The sequence below is a fragment of the Bradyrhizobium iriomotense genome, assembly GCF_018129405.1.
GTDB lineage: Bacteria > Pseudomonadota > Alphaproteobacteria > Rhizobiales > Xanthobacteraceae > Bradyrhizobium > Bradyrhizobium iriomotense_B.
In genome coordinates, this window is the sequence record NZ_JAFCLP010000004.1 from 377454 (window position 1) to 402028 (window position 24575).

At 65.5% G+C, this 24575-nt stretch carries 25 protein-coding genes; 13 read left to right on the forward strand and 12 right to left on the reverse strand.

What is annotated here, in order from left to right:
- Window positions 1–71: 71 nt before the first annotated feature.
- The 3 genes from JQ592_RS13245 to JQ592_RS13255 are packed head-to-tail and all read right to left on the reverse strand — an operon-like array spanning window position 72 to window position 3034.
- Window positions 72–656, reverse strand: coding sequence for an amino acid synthesis family protein (locus JQ592_RS13245; protein WP_211403288.1), 585 nt, complete (start codon window positions 654–656; stop codon window positions 72–74).
- 27 nt (window positions 657–683) lie between these two features.
- A complete protein-coding gene (locus JQ592_RS13250) occupies window positions 684–1580 on the reverse strand; it encodes a UPF0280 family protein (RefSeq protein WP_211403289.1) in 897 nt (298 codons plus the stop codon).
- The gene (locus JQ592_RS13255) at window positions 1577–3034 is read right to left on the reverse strand and encodes a 6-hydroxynicotinate reductase (protein ID WP_211403290.1); all 1458 of its coding nucleotides are present in this window, start codon (window positions 3032–3034) and stop codon (window positions 1577–1579) included. The genes JQ592_RS13250 and JQ592_RS13255 overlap by 4 nt, the downstream gene beginning before the upstream one ends.
- A 253-nt stretch (window positions 3035–3287) precedes the next feature.
- On the opposite strand from JQ592_RS13255, the gene JQ592_RS13260 reads away from it, so the two are divergent.
- Both JQ592_RS13260 and JQ592_RS13265 read left to right on the forward strand, forming a co-directional pair.
- Window positions 3288–3770 carry a (2Fe-2S)-binding protein gene (locus JQ592_RS13260; RefSeq protein ID WP_211403291.1) on the forward strand — a complete coding sequence of 161 codons (483 nt, stop codon included), beginning with the start codon at window positions 3288–3290 and terminating at the stop codon, window positions 3768–3770.
- Window positions 3770–7294 carry a molybdopterin cofactor-binding domain-containing protein gene (locus JQ592_RS13265; protein WP_211403292.1) on the forward strand — a complete coding sequence of 1175 codons (3525 nt, stop codon included), beginning with the start codon at window positions 3770–3772 and terminating at the stop codon, window positions 7292–7294. The genes JQ592_RS13260 and JQ592_RS13265 overlap by 1 nt, the downstream gene beginning before the upstream one ends.
- 150 nt (window positions 7295–7444) lie before the next feature.
- Here the strand turns inward: JQ592_RS13265 and JQ592_RS13270 are convergent, their stop codons facing one another.
- Complete coding sequence (locus JQ592_RS13270) at window positions 7445–8413, reverse strand: catechol 2,3-dioxygenase (protein WP_211403293.1); 969 nt, start codon at window positions 8411–8413, stop codon at window positions 7445–7447.
- A 450-nt stretch (window positions 8414–8863) separates the two neighbouring features.
- On the opposite strand from JQ592_RS13270, the gene JQ592_RS13275 reads away from it, so the two are divergent.
- The 3 genes from JQ592_RS13275 (at window position 8864) to JQ592_RS13285 (ending at window position 11931) form a co-directional block, all read left to right on the forward strand.
- On the forward strand, window positions 8864–10603 hold the full coding sequence (locus JQ592_RS13275) for an ATP-binding protein (protein ID WP_211403294.1): 1740 nt from the start codon (window positions 8864–8866) through the stop codon (window positions 10601–10603).
- A gap of 220 nt (window positions 10604–10823) precedes the next feature.
- On the forward strand, window positions 10824–11405 hold the full coding sequence (locus tag JQ592_RS13280) for a peroxidase-related enzyme (RefSeq protein WP_211403295.1): 582 nt from the start codon (window positions 10824–10826) through the stop codon (window positions 11403–11405).
- A gap of 22 nt (window positions 11406–11427) precedes the next feature.
- A complete protein-coding gene (locus JQ592_RS13285; RefSeq protein ID WP_211403296.1) occupies window positions 11428–11931 on the forward strand; it encodes an MgtC/SapB family protein in 504 nt (167 codons plus the stop codon).
- On the opposite strand, the gene JQ592_RS13290 is transcribed toward JQ592_RS13285, so the two are convergent.
- The 3 genes from JQ592_RS13290 to JQ592_RS13300 form a co-directional block, all read right to left on the reverse strand.
- Window positions 11928–14477, reverse strand: coding sequence for an HAD-IC family P-type ATPase (locus tag JQ592_RS13290; RefSeq protein WP_211403297.1), 2550 nt, complete (start codon window positions 14475–14477; stop codon window positions 11928–11930). The genes JQ592_RS13285 and JQ592_RS13290 overlap by 4 nt on opposite strands.
- Window positions 14474–14641, reverse strand: a complete 168-nt coding sequence (locus JQ592_RS13295) for a hypothetical protein (protein WP_165405372.1) — start codon at window positions 14639–14641, stop codon at window positions 14474–14476. Before JQ592_RS13295 ends, JQ592_RS13290 begins: the two co-directional genes overlap by 4 nt.
- Before the next feature lie 184 nt (window positions 14642–14825).
- Window positions 14826–15056 carry a DUF6894 family protein gene (locus JQ592_RS13300; RefSeq protein WP_211403298.1) on the reverse strand — a complete coding sequence of 77 codons (231 nt, stop codon included), beginning with the start codon at window positions 15054–15056 and terminating at the stop codon, window positions 14826–14828.
- 196 nt (window positions 15057–15252) lie between these two features.
- Here JQ592_RS13300 and JQ592_RS13305 point away from each other — a divergent pair, with 196 nt between their 5' ends.
- Window positions 15253–15456, forward strand: a complete 204-nt coding sequence (locus JQ592_RS13305; RefSeq protein ID WP_211403299.1) for a hypothetical protein — start codon at window positions 15253–15255, stop codon at window positions 15454–15456.
- Between the two features lie 41 nt (window positions 15457–15497).
- Here the strand turns inward: JQ592_RS13305 and JQ592_RS13310 are convergent, their stop codons facing one another.
- Window positions 15498–15731 (reverse strand): hypothetical protein, encoded by a 234-nt coding sequence (locus JQ592_RS13310; protein ID WP_211403354.1) that lies wholly within the window; start codon window positions 15729–15731, stop codon window positions 15498–15500.
- Between the two features lie 177 nt (window positions 15732–15908).
- On the opposite strand from JQ592_RS13310, the gene JQ592_RS13315 reads away from it, so the two are divergent.
- A complete protein-coding gene (locus JQ592_RS13315; protein WP_183243145.1) occupies window positions 15909–16064 on the forward strand; it encodes a hypothetical protein in 156 nt (51 codons plus the stop codon).
- A 15-nt stretch (window positions 16065–16079) separates the two neighbouring features.
- Here JQ592_RS13315 and JQ592_RS13320 read toward each other — a convergent pair whose 3' ends face one another.
- Entirely contained in the window at window positions 16080–16709 is a 630-nt protein-coding gene (locus tag JQ592_RS13320) for a ParB-like protein (protein WP_211403300.1), read from the reverse strand.
- 325 nt (window positions 16710–17034) lie between these two features.
- Here JQ592_RS13320 and JQ592_RS13325 point away from each other — a divergent pair, with 325 nt between their 5' ends.
- The 6 genes from JQ592_RS13325 (at window position 17035) to JQ592_RS13350 (ending at window position 21806) form a co-directional block, all read left to right on the forward strand.
- A complete protein-coding gene (locus JQ592_RS13325; protein WP_211403301.1) occupies window positions 17035–17376 on the forward strand; it encodes a hypothetical protein in 342 nt (113 codons plus the stop codon).
- 222 nt (window positions 17377–17598) lie between these two features.
- Window positions 17599–17886 (forward strand): acyl carrier protein, encoded by a 288-nt coding sequence (locus tag JQ592_RS13330; protein WP_007592476.1) that lies wholly within the window; start codon window positions 17599–17601, stop codon window positions 17884–17886.
- A gap of 10 nt (window positions 17887–17896) precedes the next feature.
- Window positions 17897–18367: a 3-hydroxyacyl-ACP dehydratase FabZ family protein gene (locus JQ592_RS13335; protein WP_211403302.1), complete on the forward strand. Its 471-nt coding sequence runs from the start codon at window positions 17897–17899 to the stop codon at window positions 18365–18367.
- A complete protein-coding gene (locus JQ592_RS13340) occupies window positions 18364–19566 on the forward strand; it encodes a beta-ketoacyl-ACP synthase (protein WP_211403303.1) in 1203 nt (400 codons plus the stop codon). Before JQ592_RS13335 ends, JQ592_RS13340 begins: the two co-directional genes overlap by 4 nt.
- A 21-nt stretch (window positions 19567–19587) precedes the next feature.
- Complete coding sequence (locus JQ592_RS13345; RefSeq protein WP_211403304.1) at window positions 19588–20865, forward strand: beta-ketoacyl-ACP synthase; 1278 nt, start codon at window positions 19588–19590, stop codon at window positions 20863–20865.
- 8 nt (window positions 20866–20873) lie between these two features.
- Window positions 20874–21806, forward strand: coding sequence for a lipid A biosynthesis lauroyl acyltransferase (locus tag JQ592_RS13350; RefSeq protein WP_211403305.1), 933 nt, complete (start codon window positions 20874–20876; stop codon window positions 21804–21806).
- Window positions 21807–21936: 130 nt separating this feature from the next.
- Here the strand turns inward: JQ592_RS13350 and JQ592_RS13355 are convergent, their stop codons facing one another.
- The 3 genes from JQ592_RS13355 to JQ592_RS13365 are packed head-to-tail and all read right to left on the reverse strand — an operon-like array spanning window position 21937 to window position 24569.
- Window positions 21937–23049 carry a polyamine ABC transporter substrate-binding protein gene (locus JQ592_RS13355; RefSeq protein ID WP_211403306.1) on the reverse strand — a complete coding sequence of 371 codons (1113 nt, stop codon included), beginning with the start codon at window positions 23047–23049 and terminating at the stop codon, window positions 21937–21939.
- 6 nt (window positions 23050–23055) lie between these two features.
- On the reverse strand, window positions 23056–24234 hold the full coding sequence (locus JQ592_RS13360) for an aminotransferase (RefSeq protein ID WP_211403307.1): 1179 nt from the start codon (window positions 24232–24234) through the stop codon (window positions 23056–23058).
- 8 nt (window positions 24235–24242) lie between these two features.
- Complete coding sequence (locus JQ592_RS13365; RefSeq protein WP_080138282.1) at window positions 24243–24569, reverse strand: rhodanese-like domain-containing protein; 327 nt, start codon at window positions 24567–24569, stop codon at window positions 24243–24245.
- Between the last annotated feature and the right edge of the window lie 6 nt (window positions 24570–24575).

Here is a 24575-nt window from a genome sequence, read left to right on the forward strand (position 1 = left end):
CAGTTTTGAACTCTCTACGTCTTCAGCGTGATCTTGTCGGAGAAGCTGTGCCCGCCTCCCCGGTTCAAACCCTATCTCAGACCGTCTTCGCCCTTGACTTCCGCAACCGTCAGCCCGCCGACGCGCGGCAGCGGACGGCCGCTGTCAGTGACGGCGACCGCGACCATGATCTCGTTGGCGCGCGGCGCGTCGTTGATCTGCACCTCCATGCCGTCGAAATGACTGCGCACGAAGGCGGCGTCCTTGTGCCCCAGCGGAATATCGAGCGTCGTGCCCGGCCCGCTGCGCTTCTTCGACGACGGGATCAGCGCCGCGCCCTTGCCCAGAACCTTGCGCACCGGCGCACCCATCTTGGGGTGAAGGATCGCGGCCGCATGCTCCAGCTCGCCGTTCTCGCCGACGGCCGCGGCCTTGCCGTAGCTCTGTGCCTTGGCGCCTTCGATGCCGAGCGCCGCCACAGCGCGCTTCGACAAGAGCTCGCCGAGCTCCTCGCCGATCGCGATCAGCGGCGAGAGATCCTCGACATATTTTCCCGCAAAGGGATTCTCGATGACGGCGATCGCGGCGGCGCGCCGGGTCGGCGGCGAGACCTGGCGTCCCATCTCCATCTGCGTCTCTTCGACGACGGTGACGATCTTGCGGATGACCGCGCTCATGATTGTTTCCTCAAGTCGCTTCCCTGTTCAGGCACAGACCGCGTTCTCCAGCACAAGCGGGCGCGATCGTTGCTCTTCTATATCCTTTGTTCCGATGACAAGCATATCACCACAAAGCCGCAGCACGGCGCCCTCGATCAGTCCGCGATCGAACAATTGCCGTGCACATTCCGCGCCAGATTCCAGCGCGACCGCGATCTCATTGTGAGACAATTCGCCGACATCACGGGTCACGAGGCGCGCGCCGAGATCGCTGTCGGGCTGAAGCTCGTTCGCGGGCATTCGGATGATGGCGGGATGTCCGGGCAGATCGACAGCATTGGCGATGATCGTGGCCGCCGCATCGGCCTGCGAGGCGGTCGCCGCCAGCACCGTGACGGCGTCCGCGATCCCGAGCGAAAAGCTGCGGCCGTGGCGTCCGCTGGTCGCAATCCCGCGCACGGGATCGTTCGCATCGACCCTCATGGTCCGCATCACGCCGTCGCGATCCGGCCGGTCCATCAGGCCGACAGCGAAATGCTCGCCCCTACCGATATGCAGCGCGATATCACCGCCATTATTGACGTAGGCCCGGTCGAGTGCCGCGGCGCCCAGCATTGCACCCAAAATCTCCTCCGCCACGCTGCCGGCCACCGCGGCCATCGGCGTGATGAAGCAATCGGCGGCATAAGGCGCGACAGCAGCGTGCATGCGGCGCGCGACGACGCCCTTCAGCAAGGTTTTCTCCTCGGCCGCCGCGCGCAGGCCCGGCAGTTCCGCACAGAGCTCGTCGAGCAGCCCGGTGAAACGCCGCGCTGCGGCGTCATAAGCCGCACGCACAGCGTCCGCACGCCCCCTCGTCTCCACGATCAGATCAATCGGTCCATCCTGCAAATGCAGCCGCCGGCCATCAGACAGCAATGCGATTTGCGGGAGCCGCGTCATGCCCGAGGTCCCGGGATCGGGTTCTGCCAGGGCAACTGGCGGACATCGTCGCCGTTCTGCACCTCGGAGAGCGGCTTCACGTAGTCCATGTGCCCGCCGAGCGCGGCGTAGTCCGTCAGCTTCATCGTGAATTCGATCGGCGCGACCAGCGCCGGTGTCGGCACGTAGCCGAAGGCGCCCGCCGGCATCTGCGTGACGTCGACCATGTAGGTGATGCCGCCGCCCGGCCAGACATAGACCGGCGCACCGCCGCTGGTGACGCGCGTCAGCGCGTCCTTCACCGAGCGCGTCAGCCGCACCGGATTGTCGGTGACACCGGCGCGCAGCGAACCGCCCGCGCCTGCCATGAACAGCACCGTGCACAGCGCCGGCTCGCAATTTTCCTGGATGCGCTCGACCGAGAACTTCAGGTCGGCCGGCATCTCGGTCTCGACCGGATTCAAGGCCTCGTCGAGCACGTAATAGGACGAATGCTCACCGGTCGTGGACACCATCAGCATGGTCAACCCGGCCTTCGCCTCCTTCTTGTCGAAGGGCCCGAGGATCGATAGCGGATCGGAGATGTTGGTGCCGCCCCATCCCGTGCCGGGATCGGCGACCTGGAAATAGCGGCCGGGCGTCGAGCGGCGGCCCTTCATCTTGATGCCGGTGTCGGCAATGTCGAGCAGCTTGCCGGCCTGATGCTCGCTCAGCACGCCGGTGATGTGGTCGTCGACCACGACGACCTCATCGACCTTGCCGTGCCATTGCTTGGCGAACATGCCGATCGTCGCCGAGCCGCAGCCGACGCGCATGCGCTCTTCCTTCACGCCGTTGACGATCGGCGGCTGACCGGCCTGCACCACCACGGTCGCGCCGCCGTCGATGGTCAGCTCCACCGCCTTGCAATTGGCGAGGTCCATCAGCGTGTCGCAGGTGACGCGACCCTCCTTCTTGGAGCCGCCGGTGAGATGATGCACGCCGCCGAGCGACAGCATCTGCGAGCCGTATTCGCTGGTCGTGACATGGCCGACCGCCTCGCCCTGCGCGCGCACGGTCGCGGTTTCCGGGCCGAGATAGCGGTCGGTGTCGATCTTCACCTTGATGCCGCAATAGGAGAAGATGCCCTCGGTGACCACGGTCACCATGTCGACGCCGTCGACCTCTGCGGAGACGATGAACGGCGCGGGCTTGTAGTCGGGATAGGTGGTGCCCGCGCCGATCGCGGTGACGAAGGTCGAGGGTTCGTGGACGATCTTGCCGTCCCAGTCTTCCGTGCGGCTGAACGGAACGAGCTTGCCGCCATGCGAGACGGTGCGCTCCAGGATCACGTGCGGATCGACGCGGACGAGCTTGCCGTCGTGGTTGGCATAGCGGTCGCAGGCGCCCGCCGCGCCCGGCTTGATGTAGCACATCACCGGACAGGCATCGCAGCGGATCTTGTCGGTGGCGGTGCTCGTTGTTTCCATCACCATGTCGAAAGCCAGCGGAGACGTCGTTATCATTCGTATACGAACGATGTTGCGCGCGGTCCCCTGCGGCTGTCAAGCGGCGGTGCAGCGCAAAAGATGCGGCTGCCGCATAAAACCTCATTTGCCTATCGGCTCTGTCCACAAAGAAGGCAATCGCGCTGCAGTGCGACATGCACGGCTTGCACGTTTGTGTACAAACGGTATCGTCGCGACGTAGAATTTTTGCGAATGCATGGTCTTGGGCTTGGGAACAGGGATGACGCAGACACCGATCCGCCTCACCGTGAACGGCAGGATCCACGAGATCACCGCGGCGCGCGACACGCCGCTGCTCTATGTGCTGCGCAACGATCTCGCGCTCAACGGCCCGAAATATGGTTGCGGTCTCGGCGAATGCGGCACCTGTACTGTCCTGATCGACGGCGCCGCGGCGCGCTCCTGCGTGATTCCCATCGGAGGCTGCGCCGGGCGCGACATCGTGACGCTCGAAGGCCTCGGCACGCGCGACAAGCCTGATGTGGTGCAGCAAGCCTTCATCGACGAGCAGGCCGCACAATGCGGCTACTGCCTCAACGGCATGATCATGACCACCAAGGCGCTGCTGGCGATCAACCCTCAGCCGACCGAGCAAGAGGCCCTGGCGGCGCTGCGCTACAATCTCTGCCGCTGCGGCACGCATGTCGAAATCCTGCGCGCGGTGATGCGCGCATCGGGCCAGCTTGCCGAGGCCATAGATTGATGGCCTCCCCTGTTTCGAACGGAGCTGAGCGGCCGTCCGGCTCGCTCGTCGTCGTCCGCAGCGTGGACGAGATCACATCCGAGACCTTCGTCCGCATTACCGCGGACGGCTCGGTCACCGCCTATAACGGCCATGTCGATCTCGGCACCGGCATACGCACCGCACTCGGCCAGATCGTCGCCGAAGAACTCGACGTCTCCTTTGCGCGCGTCGTGGTCGTGCTCGGCGACACGGCATTGGTGCCGAACCAGGGCGCGACGATCGCCAGCGAGACCATCCAGATCACCGCCGTCCCCTTGCGCAAGGCCGCAGCGCAGGCGCGGCACTTCTTGATCGCACGCGCGGCCGAACGGTTGGAGCTGCCGGCCGCCGATCTCAAGATCGAAGACGGCCTCGTGCGCGGGCACGACAACCGCAGCGTCAGCTATGGCGAGCTGATCGGCGGCGAAGAGATCCGGCTCGAGCTCGAAGACGACGTCACCGTGAAGCCGGTGGGCGACTATGCCATCGTCGGCCACTCCGTCCCGCGCGTCGACGTGCCGGCCAAGGCCACGGGCGAAGTGACCTTCGTCCACGACATTCGCCTGCCAGGCATGCTGCACGGCCGCGTGGTGCGCCCGCCCTATGCCGGCGTCGATGCCGGCCCGTTCGTCGGCACCAGCCTGCTCGCGGTCGATGAATCCTCAGTGCGCGACATTCCCGGAATCATCGCCGTCGTGCGCATCGGCGATTTCGTCGGCATCGTTGCCGAACGCGAGGAGAACGCGATTCGTGCCGCCGAACAGCTCAAGCTGAGCTGGAAGCCGACGCCCAAGCTTACCGACCTCGCCGATGTCGAGACCGCACTGCGCGCCAATCCATCGACGCCGCGCACGCTGATCGACAAGGGCGAGGTCGACAAGGCGATAGCAGGCGCGGCCAAGCCGATGCAGCGCACTTACGTCTGGCCGTATCAGATGCACGCCTCGATCGGCCCCTCATGCGCGGTCGCCGATTTTCAGGAAGGCAATATCCGTGTCTGGTCCGGCACGCAGAACCCGCACGTGCTGCGCAGCGATCTGGCGCTGCTGATCGGGCGTCCCGAGAGCGAGATCGAGGTCGTCAGGCTAGAGGCCGCCGGCTGCTACGGCCGCAACTGCGCCGATGACGTCACGGCGGACGCCCTGCTGCTCTCTCGCGCCGTCGGCCGGCCCGTGCGCGTGCAATTGACGCGCGAGCAGGAGCATGCCTGGGAGCCCAAGGGCACCGCGCAGCTCATCGACGTCAATGGCGGGCTCGATGCCGACGGCGGTATCGCCGCCTACGATCTCGCCACGCGCTATCCCTCGAACGCCGCCCCGACGCTCGCGCTCTTGCTCACCGGTCGCATCGCGCCTGATCCCGCGGTGCTTCAGATGGGCGACCGCACCGCGATCCCGCCTTACGATTACGACCACATGCGCGTCGTCGCCCACGACATGGCGCCGATCGTGCGCGCCTCCTGGTTTCGCGGCGTCTCGGCGCTGCCGAACACCTTTGCCCATGAATCCTATATCGACGAGGCAGCGACCGAGGCCGGCGTCGATCCGATCGCATATCGCCTGCGCTACCTGAAAGACCCGCGCGCGATCGATCTCGTCAATGCGGTCGCCGAACGCGCGGGCTGGACGCCGCGCCCGGTCCGCGAGGAGAAGGATGGCGAGGTCGTGCACGGGCGCGGCTTTGCCTATGCGCTCTACGTCCACAGCAAGTTTCCCGGCTATGGCGCGGCGTGGTCGGCCTGGATCGCAGACGTCGCCGTGAACAAGACCACCGGCGACGTCAGCGTCACGCGCGTCGTCGCCGGCCAGGACTCCGGCCTGATGATCAATCCGGACGGCGTCCGCCACCAGATCCACGGCAATGTCATCCAGTCCACCAGCCGCGCGCTGATGGAGGAGGTCTCGTTCGAGCGCGGCGCGGTGGCGGCGCGTGAATGGGGCGCCTATCCGATCATCCCCTTTCCCGACGTGCCCAAGATCGACGTTTTGATGCTGCCGCGGCAAGACCAGCCGCCGCTCGGCGTCGGCGAGTCCGCGTCCGTGCCGAGCGCGGCGGCGATTGCCAATGCGATCTTCGATGCCACCGGCGTCCGCTTCCGCGAGCCGCCGTTTACGCCCGATCGCATCCTTAGGGGATTGCACGGTGAAACATCGCCCGTGCCGCAAGTTCTGCCCCCGCCCATTGCGCCGCCTCCATCTCGCATCTGGGAAAATCCATTCGCCAAGCGCGCCGGCATCCTTGCAACGATCGCCGCCGTCTGTACCGCCGCGATCGGCATCGGCGCCGCGCTTCTGCCCGGGCGCGCGATTGCGCCGATCGCGCGCCCGGATGCATCGGTCTATTCCGCGGCGACGATCGCACGCGGAGAGCTGCTTGCCGCACTCGGCAATTGCGCGGAGTGCCACACCAGCCTCAGCGGCGTGCTCAACGCCGGCGGCCGCGCGCTTCAGACGCCGTTCGGCACGATCTATTCAACCAACATCACGCCCGATGTCGAGACCGGCATCGGCGCCTGGTCCTATCCCGCCTTCGAGCGCGCGATGCGCGATGGCTTGCACCGCGACGGGCGCCAGCTCTATCCCGCCTTCCCCTACGCGCATTTTGCGAGGACTGGCGATGCCGACATGCAGGCGCTCTACGCCTACCTGATGGCGCAGCCTTCGGTGCACGCCACGGCGCCCGCGAACACGCTCGCCTTCCCGTTCAATCTCCGCCCGCTGCTCGCGGGCTGGAATGCGCTGTTCCATCAAGCGCACGAGTTCAAGCCCGATCCCGCCCAATCCGAGGCCTGGAATCGCGGCGCCTATCTCGTCGAGAGCCTCGGCCATTGCAGCGCCTGCCATTCGCCGCGCAACGCGCTCGGCGCCGAGCAGCGCAATGCCTATCTCGCCGGCGGTTTTGCCGAGGGCTGGGAAGCGCCGCCACTGAGCTCACTCTCGCACGCGCCGATCCCCTGGAACGAGGACGAGCTCTACGCCTATTTGCGCACCGGTCATTCGCGCTATCACGGCGTCGCCGCCGGCCCGATGGCCCCGATCGTCAGGGATCTCAAGGCCCTGCCCGACCAGGACATCCGTGCGATGGCGGTCTATCTCAATTCATTCAGCGACAGCGCAGCCGAGACGCCGGACGCGCTTGCGGCGCGGCTGGAAAGCGCAACGCAGGTCACCGTCGCCTCCTCCACCGGCGCGCGCCTCTATCAAGGCGCCTGCGCGGTCTGCCACGAGGTTGGCGGCCTGCCGCTGTTCGGCAGCCGTCCCTCGCTCGCACTCAACAGCAATCTGCACAGCGCGACATCGGACAATCTCGTCCAGGTGATCCTGCACGGCATCACCGAGCCGGTCTCGAGCGATCTCGGCTACATGCCGGCGTTCAGGAACAGCATGAGCGACGCACAGGTCGAGGAGCTCGTCACCTTCCTGCGCCGGCAGTTCGCACCGGACAAGCCGGCATGGACTGGCGTGCGCGAGACAATCGCGAAGGTGCGCGCGTCAGTGCACTAGTGTCATTCCGGGGCCCGAGCGCAGCGAGGGAGCCCGGAATCCATAACCACCAGCCGGGGTTATGGATTCTCGGATGCGCAATTGCGCATCATACCTCGCCGCTTCGCGTCGCCCCGGAATGACGCTGAATGAAATATCAGAGGCACAACATTAGCCGTGCTTCTTCACCTCCACCGGAGGCGTGCCGTGGGTGTGGAAGGATTCAATCGTCTTCAATCCCCAGGCCTGGCCCTTCTTGCGCTCCTCCTCGGTCCACACGATCGGCTTCCAGTCCGGCGCGAGGATGAGGCGTGCGCCGGCATTGGCGACCTCGACGCGGTTGCCGCCGGGCTCGTAGACGTAGAGGAAGAAGGTCTGCTGGATCGCGTGCTTGTGCGGGCCGGTCTCGATATGCACGCCGTTCTCCAGGAAGATGTCGGCGGCACGCAGGATCTCCTCGCGGCTGTCGAGCGCGTAGGTGACGTGGTGGAAGCGGCCCGGCACGCCGGAATGGTCGAGCGAATAGGCGAAGTCGTAGCTCTTGTTCGACATCGTCAGCCACATCGCCGCCTCGCGGCCGTCATTAAGCACGATCTGCTCGGTGAGCCGGCAGCCGAGATAGTTTTCGAAGAACTCGCGGTTGGCCTTGATGTCGACGGCAAGGCAGTTGAGGTGGTCGAGCCGGCGGACATTGACGCCGCGGGCGGGAAAGCGCTGCGCCTGGTTCTTCAGCGCGGGCTTGAGCTCCGGCGGCGCCTGATACCATTCGGTCTCGTAATAGAGCTCGACGATGTGACCATCAGGGTCGCGGCAGCGGAACGTCGGCCCCTGCCCCATGTCGCCGTCGATCCAGCCGATGTCGAAGCCCGAGCCCTTGAGCGCCGCAACACGCCGCTCCAGCGCCTGCTGGCTGCGCGCGCGCAGCGCCATGTGCTCCATGCCCGATGTCTTTGACGCCGTGAGCTTGAGCGAATAGCGCTCGTAATCATCCCAGCCGCGCAGATAGACCGACTCGCCCTTCTGCCCGCTGACGGTCATCCCCATCACGTCGACGAAGAATTTCAGACTCTCGTCGGGCTTCGGCGTCAGCAATTCCATGTGGCCGAGATGGGCGAGATCGAGGATCGGTTCGGGCTGCATGATTTCCTCCAGGGCTTGTCCAGTAAGGCGTGGCTGCGTTCCGCCTGACCGACGGCGCGATTAAGACGCGGGTACACAACGACGCGTGCCTCAGCGCGGCAGCGATGGTTACGATTTCATTTGTACTAATGTACAAATGATTAGGTCCCGTCAACAAATCAACCACCACACCGGTTGCCAATGGACCCCGGGCCGCTCGCGCGGGTTCGCTGGACGAACGGCAGCCTGCCGGGATGGTAAAATCTTCCTTAAGGCCGCCACGCCCCCACCCGGCCTCGAAATGCAGCATTTTCCCCGCGTTTCCATCCCCAAATTTGCATTTGCGACGAAACTTCCGACCGAATTACCGCGGATTTAACGGAGCGGGTGCGCCCGGCGTTTAACCGTTTGTCCAGCGACGGCCACGCATAGTCGGGAACAAATTCCTCGCTCTTGCCAGGTTGATTCATCGTGACATCCTTTGGACGCGTGATTTCGGTTCGCGGATCGCTCGCCCGGGTCGGGCTCTTGGCGACCAGCCAGATGCCGATCTCGGAGGTTCGGGCCACCGTCGGCCGCTTCGTCAGCATTCGCTGCGCCAGCTCGGTCATCGTCGCGATGATCACCGAGGTCTCCTGCGAGAATTTGTCGAGCACGGACAATTACATCGCGATCGCCTCGGTTGACCTGCTCGGCGAAATCCTCAACGCCGCCGACAAGGCCAAATTCCAGCGCGGCGTCACCAACTATCCGACCATCGGCGATGCGGTCGAGCTGATCACGAGCCAGGAGCTGCGCACGATCTACGCGCCGACCGGATCGGACCAGATCAATGTCGGCTTCCTCCAGCAGGACCGCTCCGTCATCGCCTATGTCGACGTCGAGGAAATGCTGTCCAAGCATTTTGCCGTGCTGGGCTCGACCGGCGTCGGCAAATCGACCGGCGTCTCGCTGCTGCTCAACGAGATCCTGAAGGCGCGGCCGAACCTGCGCATCTTCCTGCTCGACGTCCACAACGAATATGGCCGCTGCTTCGGCGACCGCGCGCTGGTGCTGAACCCGCGGAACCTGAAGCTGCCGTTCTGGCTGTTCAACTTCGAGGAAATCGTCGACGTGCTGTTCGCGGGCCGCCCCGGCGTGCCCGAGGAGCTCGACATCCTCGCCGAGGTGATCCCGATCGCCAAGGGCGTCTACACCCAGTACCAGAACGCCGACCGCATCGGCCTGAAGCGCATCGATCCCAAGCAGGTCGGCTACACCGTCGACACGCCGGTGCCGTACCGCCTGGTCGACCTGATCTCGCTGATCGACGAGCGCATGGGCAAGCTGGAGAACCGCTCCTCGCGCATCATCTATCACAAGCTGATCTCGCGCATCGATGCCGTGCGCAACGACCCGCGCTACGCCTTCATGTTCGACAACGCCAATGTCGGCGGCGATACCATGGCCGAGGTCATCAGCCATCTGTTCCGCCTGCCCGCCAACGGCAAGCCGATGACGGTGATGCAGCTCGCCGGCTTCCCGGCCGAGGTCATCGATTCCGTCGTCTCGGTGCTCTGCCGCATGGCCTTCGATTTCGGCCTCTGGAGCGACGGCGTCTCGCCGCTGCTGTTCGTCTGCGAGGAAGCGCACCGCTACGCCTCCGCCGACCGCAATGTCGGCTTCGGCCCGACCCGCAAGGCGGTGTCGCGCATCGCCAAGGAAGGCCGCAAATACGGCGTCTATCTCGGCCTGATCACGCAGCGCCCGGCAGAGCTCGACGCCACCATCATCTCCCAGTGCAACACGCTGTTCACGATGCGTCTTGCCAACGACCGCGACCAGGCGCTGCTGCGCGCTGCGGTGTCGGACGCAGCCGCGAACCTCTTGTCCTTCGTGCCCTCGCTCGGCACCCGCGAGGTGCTGGCGTTCGGCGAAGGCGTCGCGCTGCCGACCCGTCTCCGCTTCAAGGAGGTGCCGCCGCACCAATTGCCGCGCGGCGAAGCCACCATCAGCAGCGTTCCCTCGCTCACATCCGGCCACGACATGCATTTCGTCGGCGCCGTGCTGGAGCGCTGGCGCGGCGCCACCTCGCAGCGTGACGTGCCGAACGATCCGGTGTTCTCGGCCCCGCCCACGAAGACGATGTCCAGCCTCGAAGCCCCGATGCTGCAGCCTTCGATGGGGCTCGACCCGGACCGCTTCTCGCTGCTGAAGAAGCCGCTGCGGTAAGGCCACGCTCGCACCTCGAGCACACTGTCATGCCCCGCGAAGGCGGGGCATCCAGTACGCCGCGGCGTCTCCGTATCCCATCGCCGCTTCTGGAATACTGGATCGCCCGATTAAATCGGGCGATGACAGCGAGTGTGTGGCACGCGCCCCCACATACCTGCACATTGAGGCCGCCACCCGCATCGACTATGGTTGCCGGCCCCAAGCCGGAACCATGCACATGACAAAAACCGCCGCGCAACGCTTCCCCGCTCCCGCTCTCGACACGCTTCCCGAGGACATCCGCACCCGCCTTCTCGCCGTGCAGGAAAAGAGCGGCTTCGTGCCGAACGTGTTTCTCACCCTGGCCTACCGCCCCGACGAGTTCCGCGCCTTCTTCGCCTATCACGACGCGCTGATGGAGAAGGACGGCGGCCTGACGAAAGCCGAACGCGAGATGATCGTGGTGGCGACGTCGGCCGCCAACCAGTGCCAGTATTGCGTGATCGCCCATGGCGCGATCCTGCGCATCCGCGCCAAGAATCCGCTGATCGCCGACCAGGTCGCGGTGAACTACCGCAAGGCCGACATCACGCCGCGCCAGAAGGCGATGCTCGATTTCGCGATGAAGGTCTCCGCCGATGCGCAGCGCGTCTCGGAAGAGGATTTCGCCGCGCTTCAGCCGCACGGCTTCAGCGACGACGACATCTGGGACATCGCCGCCATCTCCGCCTTCTTCGCGCTGTCGAACCGATTGGCGAATTTCACGGGCATGCGGCCGAACGAGGAGTTCTATCTGATGGGGCGCCTGCCGAAGAAATGAATGACGCGGTGACTGACGGGGGATGACCGTGCTGGACTGGCCCGAGATCCTTCTGCGCCTTGGCGTCGCCACGCTCGCGGGCTGCGCCATCGGCCTCAATCGTGACCTGCACGGCAAGCCGATCGGGCTGAAGACGCTCGGCATCGTCGGGCTCTCGACCGCGACCGTCGTGTTGCTGGCCGTGCAGTTCGCCGAGGCCGGCAAGATCACCGATGCGGCGAGCCGCGTCATCCAGGGCATCCTCACCGGCATCGGCTTCCTCGGTGCCGGCGTCATCGTCCATGAAAGCGAGAGATTTCGCGTCCGCGGCCTGACCAGTGCCGCCTGCACCTTCCTCGCCGCCTGCCTCGGCATCGCCTGCGGCGTCGGCGAGTGGCCGATCGTCGGCACGGCGCTGACACTGGCCTTCCTGATCCTCACCGTCGGCAACCGCACCGAGCACTGGCTGCACCGGATGCTCGGCGGCAGGCACGAGCCGCACGAAACCGATGTGCCGCCGAGGCCGGGCCCTCCGGGGGCGATCTAGAATCGAAGCCGCCGCGCCCATAACGGCTTCAGCAGTTCGAGCACCGTCAGCACCAAGAGTCCCGCGCCGAGCGTGATCAAGAGATCATCGGCATGCAGCGGACCGAAGCGGAACAGGCTGGAGGCCGGCGGCCACAGCAGCGCGGTGGCGAGAACGGCGGCGACCGCCGCGAAGATCCAGACCAGTGCCGGGTTCGGCCGGAAGAAAGCCGACACGAACGAGGCGCTGAAGGACCGGTTGACGAGGACCAGCGCGACGAAGCAGACCACGAGCGTCACGAAGGCGAGCGCCCTCGCCTCGTCGGCGGCAAGGCCGGAGCGAAGCGCGCCGACGAATATGGTGGCGGTCAGGGCGAAGGCGAGCGCGCCCTGAAGAACGCTCCAGCCGACCAGTGCCCACGAGAACAGCTCGGCATCGGCCCGTCTCGGCGGGCGCGTCATCGCATCCCGCTCCTCGCGCTCCGCCTCGAACACCAGCGAGCACACGGGGTCGATGATCAGCTCCAGAAACGCGATGTGCACCGGACTGAAGATCAGCGGCAGCCCGAACACCAGCGGTAACAGCGCAAGTCCGGCGATCGGGACATGGACGGCGAAGATGAAGGCCATCGCCTTGCGAAGATTGTCATAGATGCGGCGGCCCAGGCGAATGGCCGACACGATCGAGCCGAAATCGTCGTCGAGCAGCACGATCGACGACGCCTCGCGCGCGACGTCGGTCCCGCGCCCGCCCATCGCGATGCCGATGTGGGCGGCCTTGAGCGATGGCGCGTCGTTGACGCCGTCGCCGGTCATCGCCACGATCTCGCCGTTGGCCTTCATCGCCTGGACGATGCGCAGCTTCTGTTCCGGCAGGACCCGCGCGAACACGCTGACATGCCCGACGCGCCGGGCAAGCTCCGGATCATCCGCCAGCCTGACCTGATCGCCGGTCATGACGTCCTGGACGTCGAGGCCGGCCTGGTTCGCAATGGCAACGGCCGTTGCCGGATAATCGCCCGTGATCATGACGACGCGAATCCCGGCCGCACGGCATTCGCGAACCGCCTCCGGGACGTGGGGCCGCAGCGGGTCGGCAAGCCCGACCAGGCCGACAAATCGAAATGCGAACCCCTGCTGTGACTGCGGCAGTGAAGCGTCATCGCAGACCGCAACGGCCACGCCCAACACCCGAAGCCCGTCCTTCGCCATCGCACTGGCGGCATCCCGCACCAACTCCTGCTCGGCATCGTTCAGCCTGCACAGGCGCGCAACCGCCTCGGGCGCACCCTTGGCGCATGCGAGGAGGTCCGCCCGGCCGGCTGTCCGCCAGACCTGGGTCATGGCCAGCAGCTCGGGGCGCAGGCCGTAGGTGCGCAGCAGCGTCCGCTCGCCATCCATGGCATCGCCGTCCGGCAAGACGTCATGCGCGAACAGGTGCAGCGCCTTCTCCATCGGATCGAACGGTTCCGGAGAGCTCGCCAGGACGCCGCAGCGCGCCAGCTCGACAAATTCCGGCCTGGCGCGATCCTCTCCGCCCGCGGGGCGCATCCGCGCCCCATCGGGCAGCCGCAGCTCCGCAACCGACATGCGGTTCTGCGTCAGTGTTCCGGTCTTGTCGGTGCACAGGACGGTCGCAGATCCCAAAACCTCGATGGCGGCGGCGCGCCGCGTTAGCACGCGGGCTTGCGAGATCCGCCACGCTCCCATCGCCATGAAGACGGTGAGCACGACGCCGAATTCCTCCGGAAGCATCGACATGCCGATGGCGACGCCTGCGAGCAGCGCCTGCAGCCAGTCCCCGCGCAGGACGCCATAGAGCGCGACGGCAGCGAGGCTGACCATTGCGCCGCCGAGGAAGCAGAGCCGCACCAGCCTTGCGGTCTGTTGCTGCAGCCGCGGCGGCTCGGCCTGCAAGCCGCGCAGCGACAATCCGATCTTCCCGATCTCGCTGCGCGGGCCGGTCGCCTCGACCAGCGCCAGCCCCTCGCCGCGCACGACGAGCGAGCCGGAATACACGAAGGGCTGATCCTCGCCGCCGGGCCGGTGATCGACTGCCGCGATCCTGTCCGCGGCCTGCTTGCGGACGGGCACGGATTCCCCGGTGAGCAGGGACTCGTCGATCTGCAGATCGCGCGCCTCCACGAGCGCGGCATCGGCGGGAACCCGATCGCCTTCGCCAAGGACGAGGAGATCGCCGCGCACGACCTCCCGGCCCGGAATTCGCCGGCGCATACCGTCCCGCAGCACGAGCGCACGCGGGCTGGTCAGGTCGCGCAGGGCGTCCAGCACGCGCTCGGTCCGGGTCTCCTGCACCACCGTGATCACGATGGACATCGCACCGAAGGCCAGGAGGATCAGTGCTTCCTTGAGATCGCCGAGCACGAGGTAGATCAGCCCACCGCAAAGCAGCAGCAGAAGCATCGGCTCGCGCAGCACCTCCACGACGATGCGCAAGGGGCTGCGCCGCTCGGGCCGCGGCAATTCGTTGGCGCCGTCCTTTTCCAGCCGCGCCTTCGCCTCGGCCTCGCTCAGTCCGGCCGGTCGCGCGCCTGCCTTGCCGCTCACGTCTTCCGCCGCAGGCTCCAGAGGCTCCCGGCGAGCAGGACGGCGGTCACGAGCAGGATGGCGACGAAGGTCTGGATGATGGTGAAGTTGAGCGCATCCCGCGCGACGAACAGCGCGGTGATGGCTCCGGCGAGGACGAACAGAATGCGAAGGATCAGGCTCATCGTGGCGTCTCCAGGTCGGCATGATCCGGAGTCCATTTGCCTACGCGGGCGCGCAACGCTGGTTCGGCAGTCATGCAGGCAGACCTTAGCGGCCGCCGGCGGGGTCGCTTTGCGATACGTCAAGATTGTATGCGCCGCTCTGCCGCAGGTGCGAACCGGCCACGTTCCAGGCGACACCGCACGCCTACGCTTCGTCGACCTCGAGCGTGATCGACACCTTCAGGAACGGCGCGCCCTCCTCGCGAACGTCGACGACGACGTGCCGTGCGCTGCCCGAGACGAAGGCATCGCGGGCGATGGAAGCGCCGCTCATGACCGCCTCTTTGCGAGCGTCGTTCTCGTTCGCAAGATCCTGCCCGTCTTCGTCGGGAAACACCCGGCCGTTCTCGTGAATGTCGAAATGGAATCGCGGCATCGGGCGCGCTCAGGGCGTTGGCGACTGTTGGGTAACGGCCGTCGAAATCCGCCAGTTCCTAAACTTTCCGCTCATCGAGCACCGTGCCAGGCCCGATGCAGCTCGACGGAACGCCTGCGGTCGGTCGGCAGCCCCAACAAAAGTTAAGGACAGAGCTCGCGCGGCCATGGTTGTCTTTGCACCGGAAAGGCAATTCATGACCAGGAAACGCAACCGAACGCGACCGGCCCTCTCGCTCCAGGAGCGCTTGAACAAATTCACCCGGGAGGCCCGCGCCGCCGCGAGCAAGCTGCCGGCCGGCGCAGAGCGCCACACGTTGCTGCAAAAGGCGCGCGACGGAGAGGCCGCTGCGGAGATCGAACGGCTACTCTCTTCACCCGGCCCGCAAGATCCGGAGTGATCTCACCGCTGCACGGCCTGCGGCTGCGAAGCGCGAGGCCGCTATTGCTTCGCCATCAAGTCGAGCGCCGGGGCAAAGCGCTCGGCAAACGTCAGTGTCTTGGCGTGGTGAACTGCGGCAAACGAGGCCGAGATCCCTGCTGAGGCAACGGCGAGCAAGGCAATTGCGAAAAACAGACGGCGCATTCCTGCCTCCTGTGTGAGCTCGATACCCACATAGTTGGGACGGCTCTGTTTCAGGACGGTTTCGTCGGCGCGGAAAATGATGTCGCTCAAGCGGCTGTGATGAGAGCCGGCTTATCGGGCCGCATGCCGTAACCAACTAATAATAGTCGCCGTAGCCTTGTAGCGGACGGAATCGGGAATTTTGCACCCGTGATCGTGATCCTCAATCGCAGGGCCGCCGCGACAGGCAGCACTTGCCGGAATACGCAGTCGTCGAGGACTACTCAAATGAAAGTCGTCATTCAGAAGCTCAATGGTCTATGGCACCTCATCATCGGATCGAGCCGGATCCGAACGCCCTTCCTGGCAACCCAGGACCGCGCGCTGGTGGTCACTTATGCGCGGCGCGCTTATCCAGGCGCCAAGATCTTCCAGCGCGACTGATATGAGCGGTTGCGCTCAATCATCCTCCGCCGGCCCGCACCAGCCGGGCAGGTAGATCGCATCCTTGCTCTTGGCCGCGGCCAGGGCCTTCTCCAGTGCCATGTCGAAATTGGCGTCGACCGCCTTGCGCGACAGCTTCCGGCGCAGGAAGTCCGCCCACAGGAATTCGGAGAACGGCGTGGTGTCCTTGGCGAAGCCACCCATGCGGCGTAGCTCGCCGGCAAGGCTGCGGAAGGGATCGTCCTTGAGATCGGCGACCGATTTCGGCAGATCACGGAACGACCGCCGCTCGCCCTTGGAATCGTAAGGATAGACCCAGCGCTTGTTGTCCATCACACCCCAGAACGCCTCGCGCTCGACCATGCGGAGGTCGCCGACCACGGTCACCAGCACCTCCTTGATGCCCTCGTCGTGCAGCGCGCGGCCGAGATGATGATGGTCGATGACGTAATAGCGCTCGTCAGGCCCGCGCACGACGGGGATCATGTGGGTGCCGAGCAGATCGGCTTGCTTCTTCTTGCCGTGCTCGCGCCAGCGCTTGCGCTTCTCCTTGACCTCGCGCATGCCGACCGTCATCTGCGTCGGCCGAAGCGACAGGATCGGCACCGGATGCACTCTCGGCTCGCGCGCGTTGGTCGTGGTCATGGTCGAAGGGCCCCTCACATCGTTGCAACCGGTCGCCCGGGTTCCCCGGATTATGCCATGGGCCCCATGGCGGTAAATGCGTTCGACCTGCACGGGGAGATCACAAGCCGATGTTCACGACGCCGGACGCGGCACCATCTTTCATTGCTGCAATGCAACCCGCGTCTCCTGCCCGGGGCATCACGACCCGCCTCCGCGATCTCTGGGCGTCCGCGAGGGAGGCGTGCAATAGGCACAATGCACGTACGCGTTGAGAAGATTTTCTGCCAACGCTTTCACCACGTGTGCTATCTAAAAATCGCTGCTTCGGAGTGATCCTCGCCCCATGAAAACCCAGCGGCCCATAAGCTCGGATGACGAGCACCGGGTGCTCCAGTTCAGGCCGCGCACCTCGCCCACCCCGCCGGTCCACCGGGGCAACGGCACCGTGCAGCCTCTGCGCGTCACGCCCGCGCCGCTCGACCTGTCGCGCTACGAGCAGCCCCGCACCGAGCCCGACGATTTCCGCCACCGCATGCTCGCCAACATCGCCGCGCTCGCCTTCACCATCGCGCTGACCGCTATCGGGATCTGGCTCGCGGTCAGCATCGCCGACCTGCGCCGGACCCAGGATTGTGTGCTGATGGGCCGCCGCGACTGCGCCAAGATCACGACCCCGCACATCTAGACCCCACCTCCGGCCTGAGACCCTGCCGGCAGCGTCCCCAACCCTGTTCGTTGCTGTCCCCTTGGCCCGCCCGGCTCCATTGAACTCAGGGCGGCGCTCCGATATACGGGCTTTCGACCCGGCCAGAGGGGGGTTTGAGGGCGTCATCAGGGGCGCGATGCCCTCCCATCGCGCCACTCTGGAACATCTGACAAATATCCGCAATATATCAAAGGCTTAGTGATGTCTTCCACATTCGATCAGGTCGCCACGATCATCGCTGAAACCTGCGACATCCCGCGCGACACGATCACGCCGGATAGCCACGCCATCGATGACCTCGGCATCGACAGCCTCGATTTCCTCGATATCGCCTTTGCGATCGACAAGCAGTTCGGCATCAAGCTGCCGCTGGAGAAGTGGACCCAGGAGGTCAACGACGGTAAGGCGACCACCGAACAATATTTCGTGCTGAAGAATCTGTGCGCGCGCATCGACGAGCTGGTTGCCGCCAAGGGCGCGAGCGCCTAATCGGGCGGTCATGCAACTCGAATACTTCCACATGATCGATCGCATCGTCGACCTCAACGTCGACGAGAAGAAGATCGTCGTCGAAGCCCAGGTTCCGAAGGAAAGCACCGTCTTCGAGGGGCACTTTCCGGGCTATCCCTTGATGCCCGGCGTGCTCTTGATCGAATCGATGGCGCAGGCCTCGGGCTGGCTTCAGCTCGGTGTGTTCAAGTTCGAGCGCATGCCGATCCTGGCCGCCGTGAAGGAAGCCAAGGTGCGCGGCTCGGTCTTCCCCGGCGATCTCATGAGCATCGAGGCGAGCCTCGCCCATGAGGGCTCGGGCTACGCCATGACCGAAGCCAAGATCAGGGTCGGCGGCAAGCTGCGCGCCAATTCGGCGCTGACCTTCACGCTGATCCCCTTCCCCAATGCGGACATGCGCGGATACATGGCGAAAGTCGCCGAGCGCGTCGGCTTTCCGCAACAGGCCGTATCACCATGACTGACACCGCTTCGAAGCCCGGCCAGACGGAAGTCTGGATCACCGGCATTGGCCTTGCCACCTCGCTCGGCGAGGGCCTGGACGCCAACTGGGCCGCGCTGCAGGAGAAGCGCATCAATGTCGACGAGAAGGGCTTTGCGCCCTACGTCGTGCATCCCCTGATGCCTGTGACCTTCGACAGCCAGATTCCGAAGAAGGGCGACCAGCGCCAGATGGAAGCCTGGCAGCGCATCGGCACCTATGCGGCTGGCCTCGCGCTCGACTCCGCCGGCATCAAGGGCAACAAGGACATCCTGTCGAAGATCGACATGGTGATCGCCGCCGGCGGCGGTGAGCGCGACCTCAACGTCGACACCGGCGTGCTCACGGCCGAAGCCAAGGGGGCCAACGCGCCCGGCTTCCTCAACGAGCGCCTGATGAGCGATCTCAGGCCGACGCTGTTTCTGGCCCAGCTCTCCAACCTGCTCGCCGGCAACATCGCCATCGTGCACGGTCTTGGCGGCACCTCGCGCACCTTCATGGGCGAAGAGGTCGCCGGCGCCGACGCCGCCCGCATCGCGCTTGCGCGTATCGCCTCGGGCGAGAGCGACATTGCGCTCGTCGGCGGCTCGCACAATGGCGAGCGCAAGGACTTGCTCGTCCTCTACGAATTCGGCGACTTCAACCTCAAGGACAAGTTCGCGCCGGTATGGGCGCGCAAGGACCACGCCGGCTTCGCGCTCGGCTCGGCCGGCGCGTTCCTGGTGCTGGAATCGAAGGCCCACGCCGAAGCGCGCGGCGCAAAGCCCTATGCAAAGCTGTCGAGCGTCGTTGCCGATCTCGCCCGCCGCAAGCAGCCCGGCGACATGACCGCAACGCTGGAGAAGCTCTGGGCCAAGCTACCGAAGCGCGAGGGCAAGGGCGCGATCATCACGGGGGCAACCGGCGCGGAGCCTGCGACATCAGAGGAGCGCGGCTTCCTGAAGAGCCATGCCGACTTTCCGGTGCGCTCGACCGGCACGGTGTTCGGCCACGCCATGGAGACGCAATTCCCGCTTGGAATTGCGCTCGCCGCGCTGTCGATCTCGCGCGGTGCGCTGTTCCCGCCGAACGATTCGACCGGGACCGAGATTGAAATGCAGGGTGCGCCCACCCAGATCGTGGTGGTGGGAGCCGGACACTGGCGCGGCGAAGGCATGGCGCTGGTCGAGGCGGTTTAGTTAGCTCAAGCGGGGATCGACATGACTGCACCACGCGACAAACTCGGGCGTCCCGTCGTCGTCATCACCGGCATGGGCATCATGACCTCGCTGGGTGCCGGCAAGGCCGACAATTGGGCGAAGCTCGTCGCCGGCGAATCCGGCATCCGCACCATCACGCGCTTTCCGATCGACGGCCTGAAGACCACGATGGCCGGCACCGTCGATTTCGTCAGCGTCGATCCGTTCTCCTCCACCGCCCTGTCCGAGCGGATGGCGGAGCTCGTGACGCAGGAAGCGCTCGAGCAGGCCGGCATCGGCGCCAAGGCCGATTTCCCGGGTCCCCTTTTCCTTGCGGTTGCGCCGGTCGAGGTCGAATGGCCGCAGCGTCGCGAGCTCGGTCGCGCCGTCGGCCAGCTCGACATCACCTATGACGATTTGCTGCGCATTTCCGGCGGCGGCAAGTACAGCGCCTACCATCATCGCTTCATGTTCGGCTCGGTCGCCGCGCATCTCGCCGAGACGTTCGGCACCAAGGGCTCGCCGATCTCGCTGTCCACGGCCTGCGCCTCGGGCGCGACCTCGATCCAGCTGGGCGTCGAGGCGATCCGCCGTGGCGAGACGGATGCTGCGCTGTGCGTCGCGACCGACGGCACGGTGAACCCCGAAGCGCTGGTGCGCTTCTCGCTACTTTCGGCGCTGTCGACCCAGAACGATCCGCCGCAGGCGGCCTCCCGCCCCTTCTCGAAGAACCGCGATGGTTTTGTGATGGCCGAAGGCGCCGGCGCCCTGGTGCTCGAAAGCTACGAGGCAGCGACTGCGCGCGGCGCAAAGATCCTCGGCGTGATCGCCGGCTGCGGCGAGCTCACCGACTCCTTCCATCGCACCCGCTCCTCGCCCGACGGCAAGCCGATCATCGGCTGCATGAACAAGACGCTGGCCGATGCCGGCATGACCCCGGACCAGATCGACCACATCAACGCGCACGGCACCTCGACACCCGAAAACGACAAGATGGAGTTCAACACGACATCGGCGGTGTTCGGCGAGCTCGCGCAGAAGATTCCGGTGACGTCCAACAAGTCGATGGTCGGCCACACCATCTCGGCTGCAGGCGCGGTGGAAGCGATCTTCTCGCTGCTCACGCTCGAGCACCAGCGCATCCCGCCGACGATCAACTACGAGACCCCGGATCCCACGATCCTGTTCAACGTCGTCGGCAACAAGGCGCGCGATGCCCGCGTCACCGCTGTCATGTCGAACTCGTTCGGCTTCGGCGGCCAGAACGCCTCGTTGATCCTGACCCGCGAACCGGCCTGACCGGACGCATGGCGCTGCTGACTGCGAGCACGAAGGCCCGCGCGCGGGCGGCTGCCAAATCGATCGGCGGCAGCCTGATCGGCGCTGCCACGGTCGGCATGCTGCGCACCACGCGCTATTTCGATCCGGTCAAGACCTCGGACTTTTTCGCACGCGTCGTGAAAATGATCGGCCCGCGCCTGCGCGAGCACCGCATCGGCCGCGCCAATCTCACCGCGGCCTTTCCGGAGAAGTCCCCGGAGGAGATCGAAAGCATCCTGATGGGCGTGTGGGACAATCTCGGCCGCGTCGGCGCCGAATTCGCCCATATCGACCACGTCTGGGACTACGACCGCGATCGCCCGGAAAAGAGCCGGATCGAATTGTCGCCGCGCAGCATCGAGCTGTTCGACCAGATCAGGGACGACGGCAAGCCGGCGCTGATCTTCGCAGCGCATCTGGCCAATTGGGAATTGCCGGCGCTTGCCGCCGTCGCGCACGAGTTGGATACCGCGATCCTCTACCGCCGGCCGAACATTGCGTCTGCCGACCGCATCATCCAGGAGATGCGCCAGGTCAACATGGGCACGCTGATCCCGGCCGGCCGCGACGCGCCCTTGCGCCTTGCGCAGGCGCTGAAGGACGGCAAACACGTCGCCATGCTGATCGACCAGTATCTGACCGCCGGCGTCGAGGTCAGCTTCTTCGGCCGCAAGACCCGCGCCAATCCGATGCTGGCGCGCCTCTTGCGTCAGGTCGAATGCCCGATCCACGGCGTCCGCATCATCCGCCTGCCCGGCGGCCGCTTTCGCGGCGAGCTGACGGAAGAAGTCCAGCCGGTGCGCGACGTCGACGGCAAGATCGACATCCAGGGCACGACGCAGGCGATCACCAGCGTCGTGGAGAGCTGGGTGCGCGAGCATCCCGAGCAGTGGCTGTGGCTGCATCGCAGGTGGCGGTAGTTGCGCCTTCATTGCGAGGAGTGAAGCGACGAAGCAATTCGAGCGCCCCCGCGAAGAGATTTTGGATTGCTTCCGCCTTCGCCAAGGCTTCGCGGACAAGTCGCTTCGCTCGCAATGACGGATGCGCGCCTCACCGCCCCGTCTTCACCTTGGTCCACAGCCGGTTGATGATGCGCTGGGTCGCCGGCTCGCGCGCCGTGATGACGAACAGTTTTGCGAGCGTCGCCTCGTCCGGATAGATGTTCTTGTCGTTCAGGATTTTTGGGTCGACCAGCTTCTGGCTGGCGAGGTTGCCGTTGGCGTAGGACAGGAAGTCCGAGTTCTTGGCCGCGACATCAGGACGGTAGAGATAGTTGATCAGCTCGTAGGCTTCCTTGACGTTCTTGGCATCCGCGGGGATCGCGAGATTGTCGAAGAACATCTGCGCGCCCTCCTTCGGGATCGTGTAGCCGATCTCGACGCCGCTCTTGGCCTCCGCGGCGCGGGCGCGCGCCTGCATGATGTCGCCGGACCAGCCGACCACGAAGCAGATCTCGCCGGTGGCGAGCGCGCTCAGATATTCGGACGAGTGGAATTTGCGCACCGACGGGCGGACCCTGGCGACGGCATCGGCGGCCTTCTCGAGGTCCGCCTGCTTGGTCGAGTTCGGGTCGAGCCCGAGATAGCTCAGCGCCGCCGGGAAGATGTCGTCGGCGGAGTCGAGCATGTGCACGCCGCAGTCTTTGAATTTTGCCAGGTTCTCCGGCTTGAAGACGATGTCCCAGCTGTCGATCTTCGCGTCCGCCCCGAGGATCTGCTTCACCTTGGCGACGTTGTAGCCGACGCCCGTCGTGCCCCACATGTAGTTCGCGGCGTAGACGTTGCCGGGGTCGTAAGTCGCAAGGCGCTGCGTGACGACCGGCCAGGCATTGCCAAGGTTCGGCAGCTTCGACTTGTCGAGCTTCTGGAAGATGTTCGCCTTGATCTGGCGCTGCAGGAAATAGGCCGTGGGCACCACGACGTCATAGCCGGACTTGCCGGCCATCAGGCGCGTCTCCAGCGTCTCGTTGGCGTCGAAGGTGTCGTAGACCACCTTGATGCCGGTCTCCTTGGTAAAATTCTCAAGGACATCCGGCGCCATGTAGTTGGACCAGTTGTAGAAGTTGACGACGCGCTCCTCGGCGCCTGCGGGAGCGGAGAGCAACGTCAGCGCGGCGGCGATTGCGAAACCGAGGCCAAAGCCCGAGCGGCTGACGTTCGTCATCTCTGACTACCTCTTGCGTCCACGCACCGCGTCCGACAGCCGCTCCAGTGCGGTGTCGAGCGTCTCGTCCTTCTTGGCAAAGCAGAAGCGCACCACCGAGGTCACCGGGTCCTGCTCGTAGAACGCCGAGACCGGAATCGCCGCGACCTTGTAGTCCTTCACGATACGCCAGCAGAACTCGGTGTCGCTCTCGTTGAGCCCGAGCGGCGACAGGTCGACGGTGAGGAAGTAGGTGCCTTGCGACTTCAGCACGGGGAAGCCGAGGCTCTCCAGCCCCTTGGTCAGGCGGTCCCTGCTCCGGGTCAGGTCCTTGCGCATCGACAGAAAGTAGTCGTCGGACTTGCCGAGGCCGTAGGCGACGGCGGCCTGCAGGTTCGGCGCGGTGGTGAAGGTCAGGAACTGGTGCACCTTGGCGGCGACGCGCAAGAGCTGTGGCGCGGCGCAGACGAAGCCGATCTTCCACCCCGTCAGCGAGAAGATCTTGCCGGCCGAGCCGACCTTGATGGTGCGCTCGCGCATGCCCGGGATGGTGATCAGCGGGATGTGCTTATGCTCGTCGAAGGTGACGTGCTCCCAGACCTCGTCGCAGATCGCGATGACGTCGAACTCCTGGCAGTAGCGCGCCAGCAGCTCGAGGTCCTCGCGCGGATAGACCACCGCGGAGGGATTCAGAGGATTGTTGAATAGCACCGCCTTGGTCTTTGAATTGAAGACGCTTTTCAGCATGTCCTCATTCAGCCGCCAATGCGGCGGCTCGAGCCGGACGAGGCGCGGAATGCCGCCGGCCTGGCGGATGATCGGCAAATAGGAATCATAGACCGGCTGGAAGCAGACCACCTCGTCGCCGGGCTGGACCACCGCGAGGATCGCCGAGGTCAGCGCCTCGGTGCCGCCGGAGGTCACCATCACCTCGCTCATCGGATCGAGCTTGAGGCCGTGCCAGTGACCGTAATGGGTCGCGATCGCCTGGCGCAGCTCCGGCAGGCCCATCATCGAGGGGTACTGGTTGTAGCCGTTCAGCGAGGCCTCGGCCGCGGCACGGCGGATGTCCTCGGGGCCGGGATCGTCAGGAAAGCCCTGGCCGAGATTGATGGCATTGTTGTCGCGCGCGGCCTGCGACATTGCCTCGAAGATGGTGACGGGAAGGTCGGCGAAGACCTTGTTCAGGGACGAGCTCTTGGACATCGGGCCGATCAGCCACCGACCTTGCTGGGCAGACCCGCCGCCTTCCAGCCGAGCATGCCGCCGGCCAGATGCTTGTCGTAAGGCAGGCCCGCCGCTTGCGCCGCCAGCGAGGCCGTCACCGAGCGCTTGCCCGAGCGGCAGGCGAACACGACCTGCTTGCCCTGGGGATCGGGGATCGCCTTGGGATCGAAGGTCGAGAGCGGAACCACGACGCCGTAGGGATAGGCCTCGGCCTCGACCTCGTTCGGCTCACGGACGTCGACGAGCAGATAGCGCCCTTCCGCGACACCCTTGGAGACCTCGTCCGGGGTCAGATCCTGTACCTGGTTTGCCACTTCATC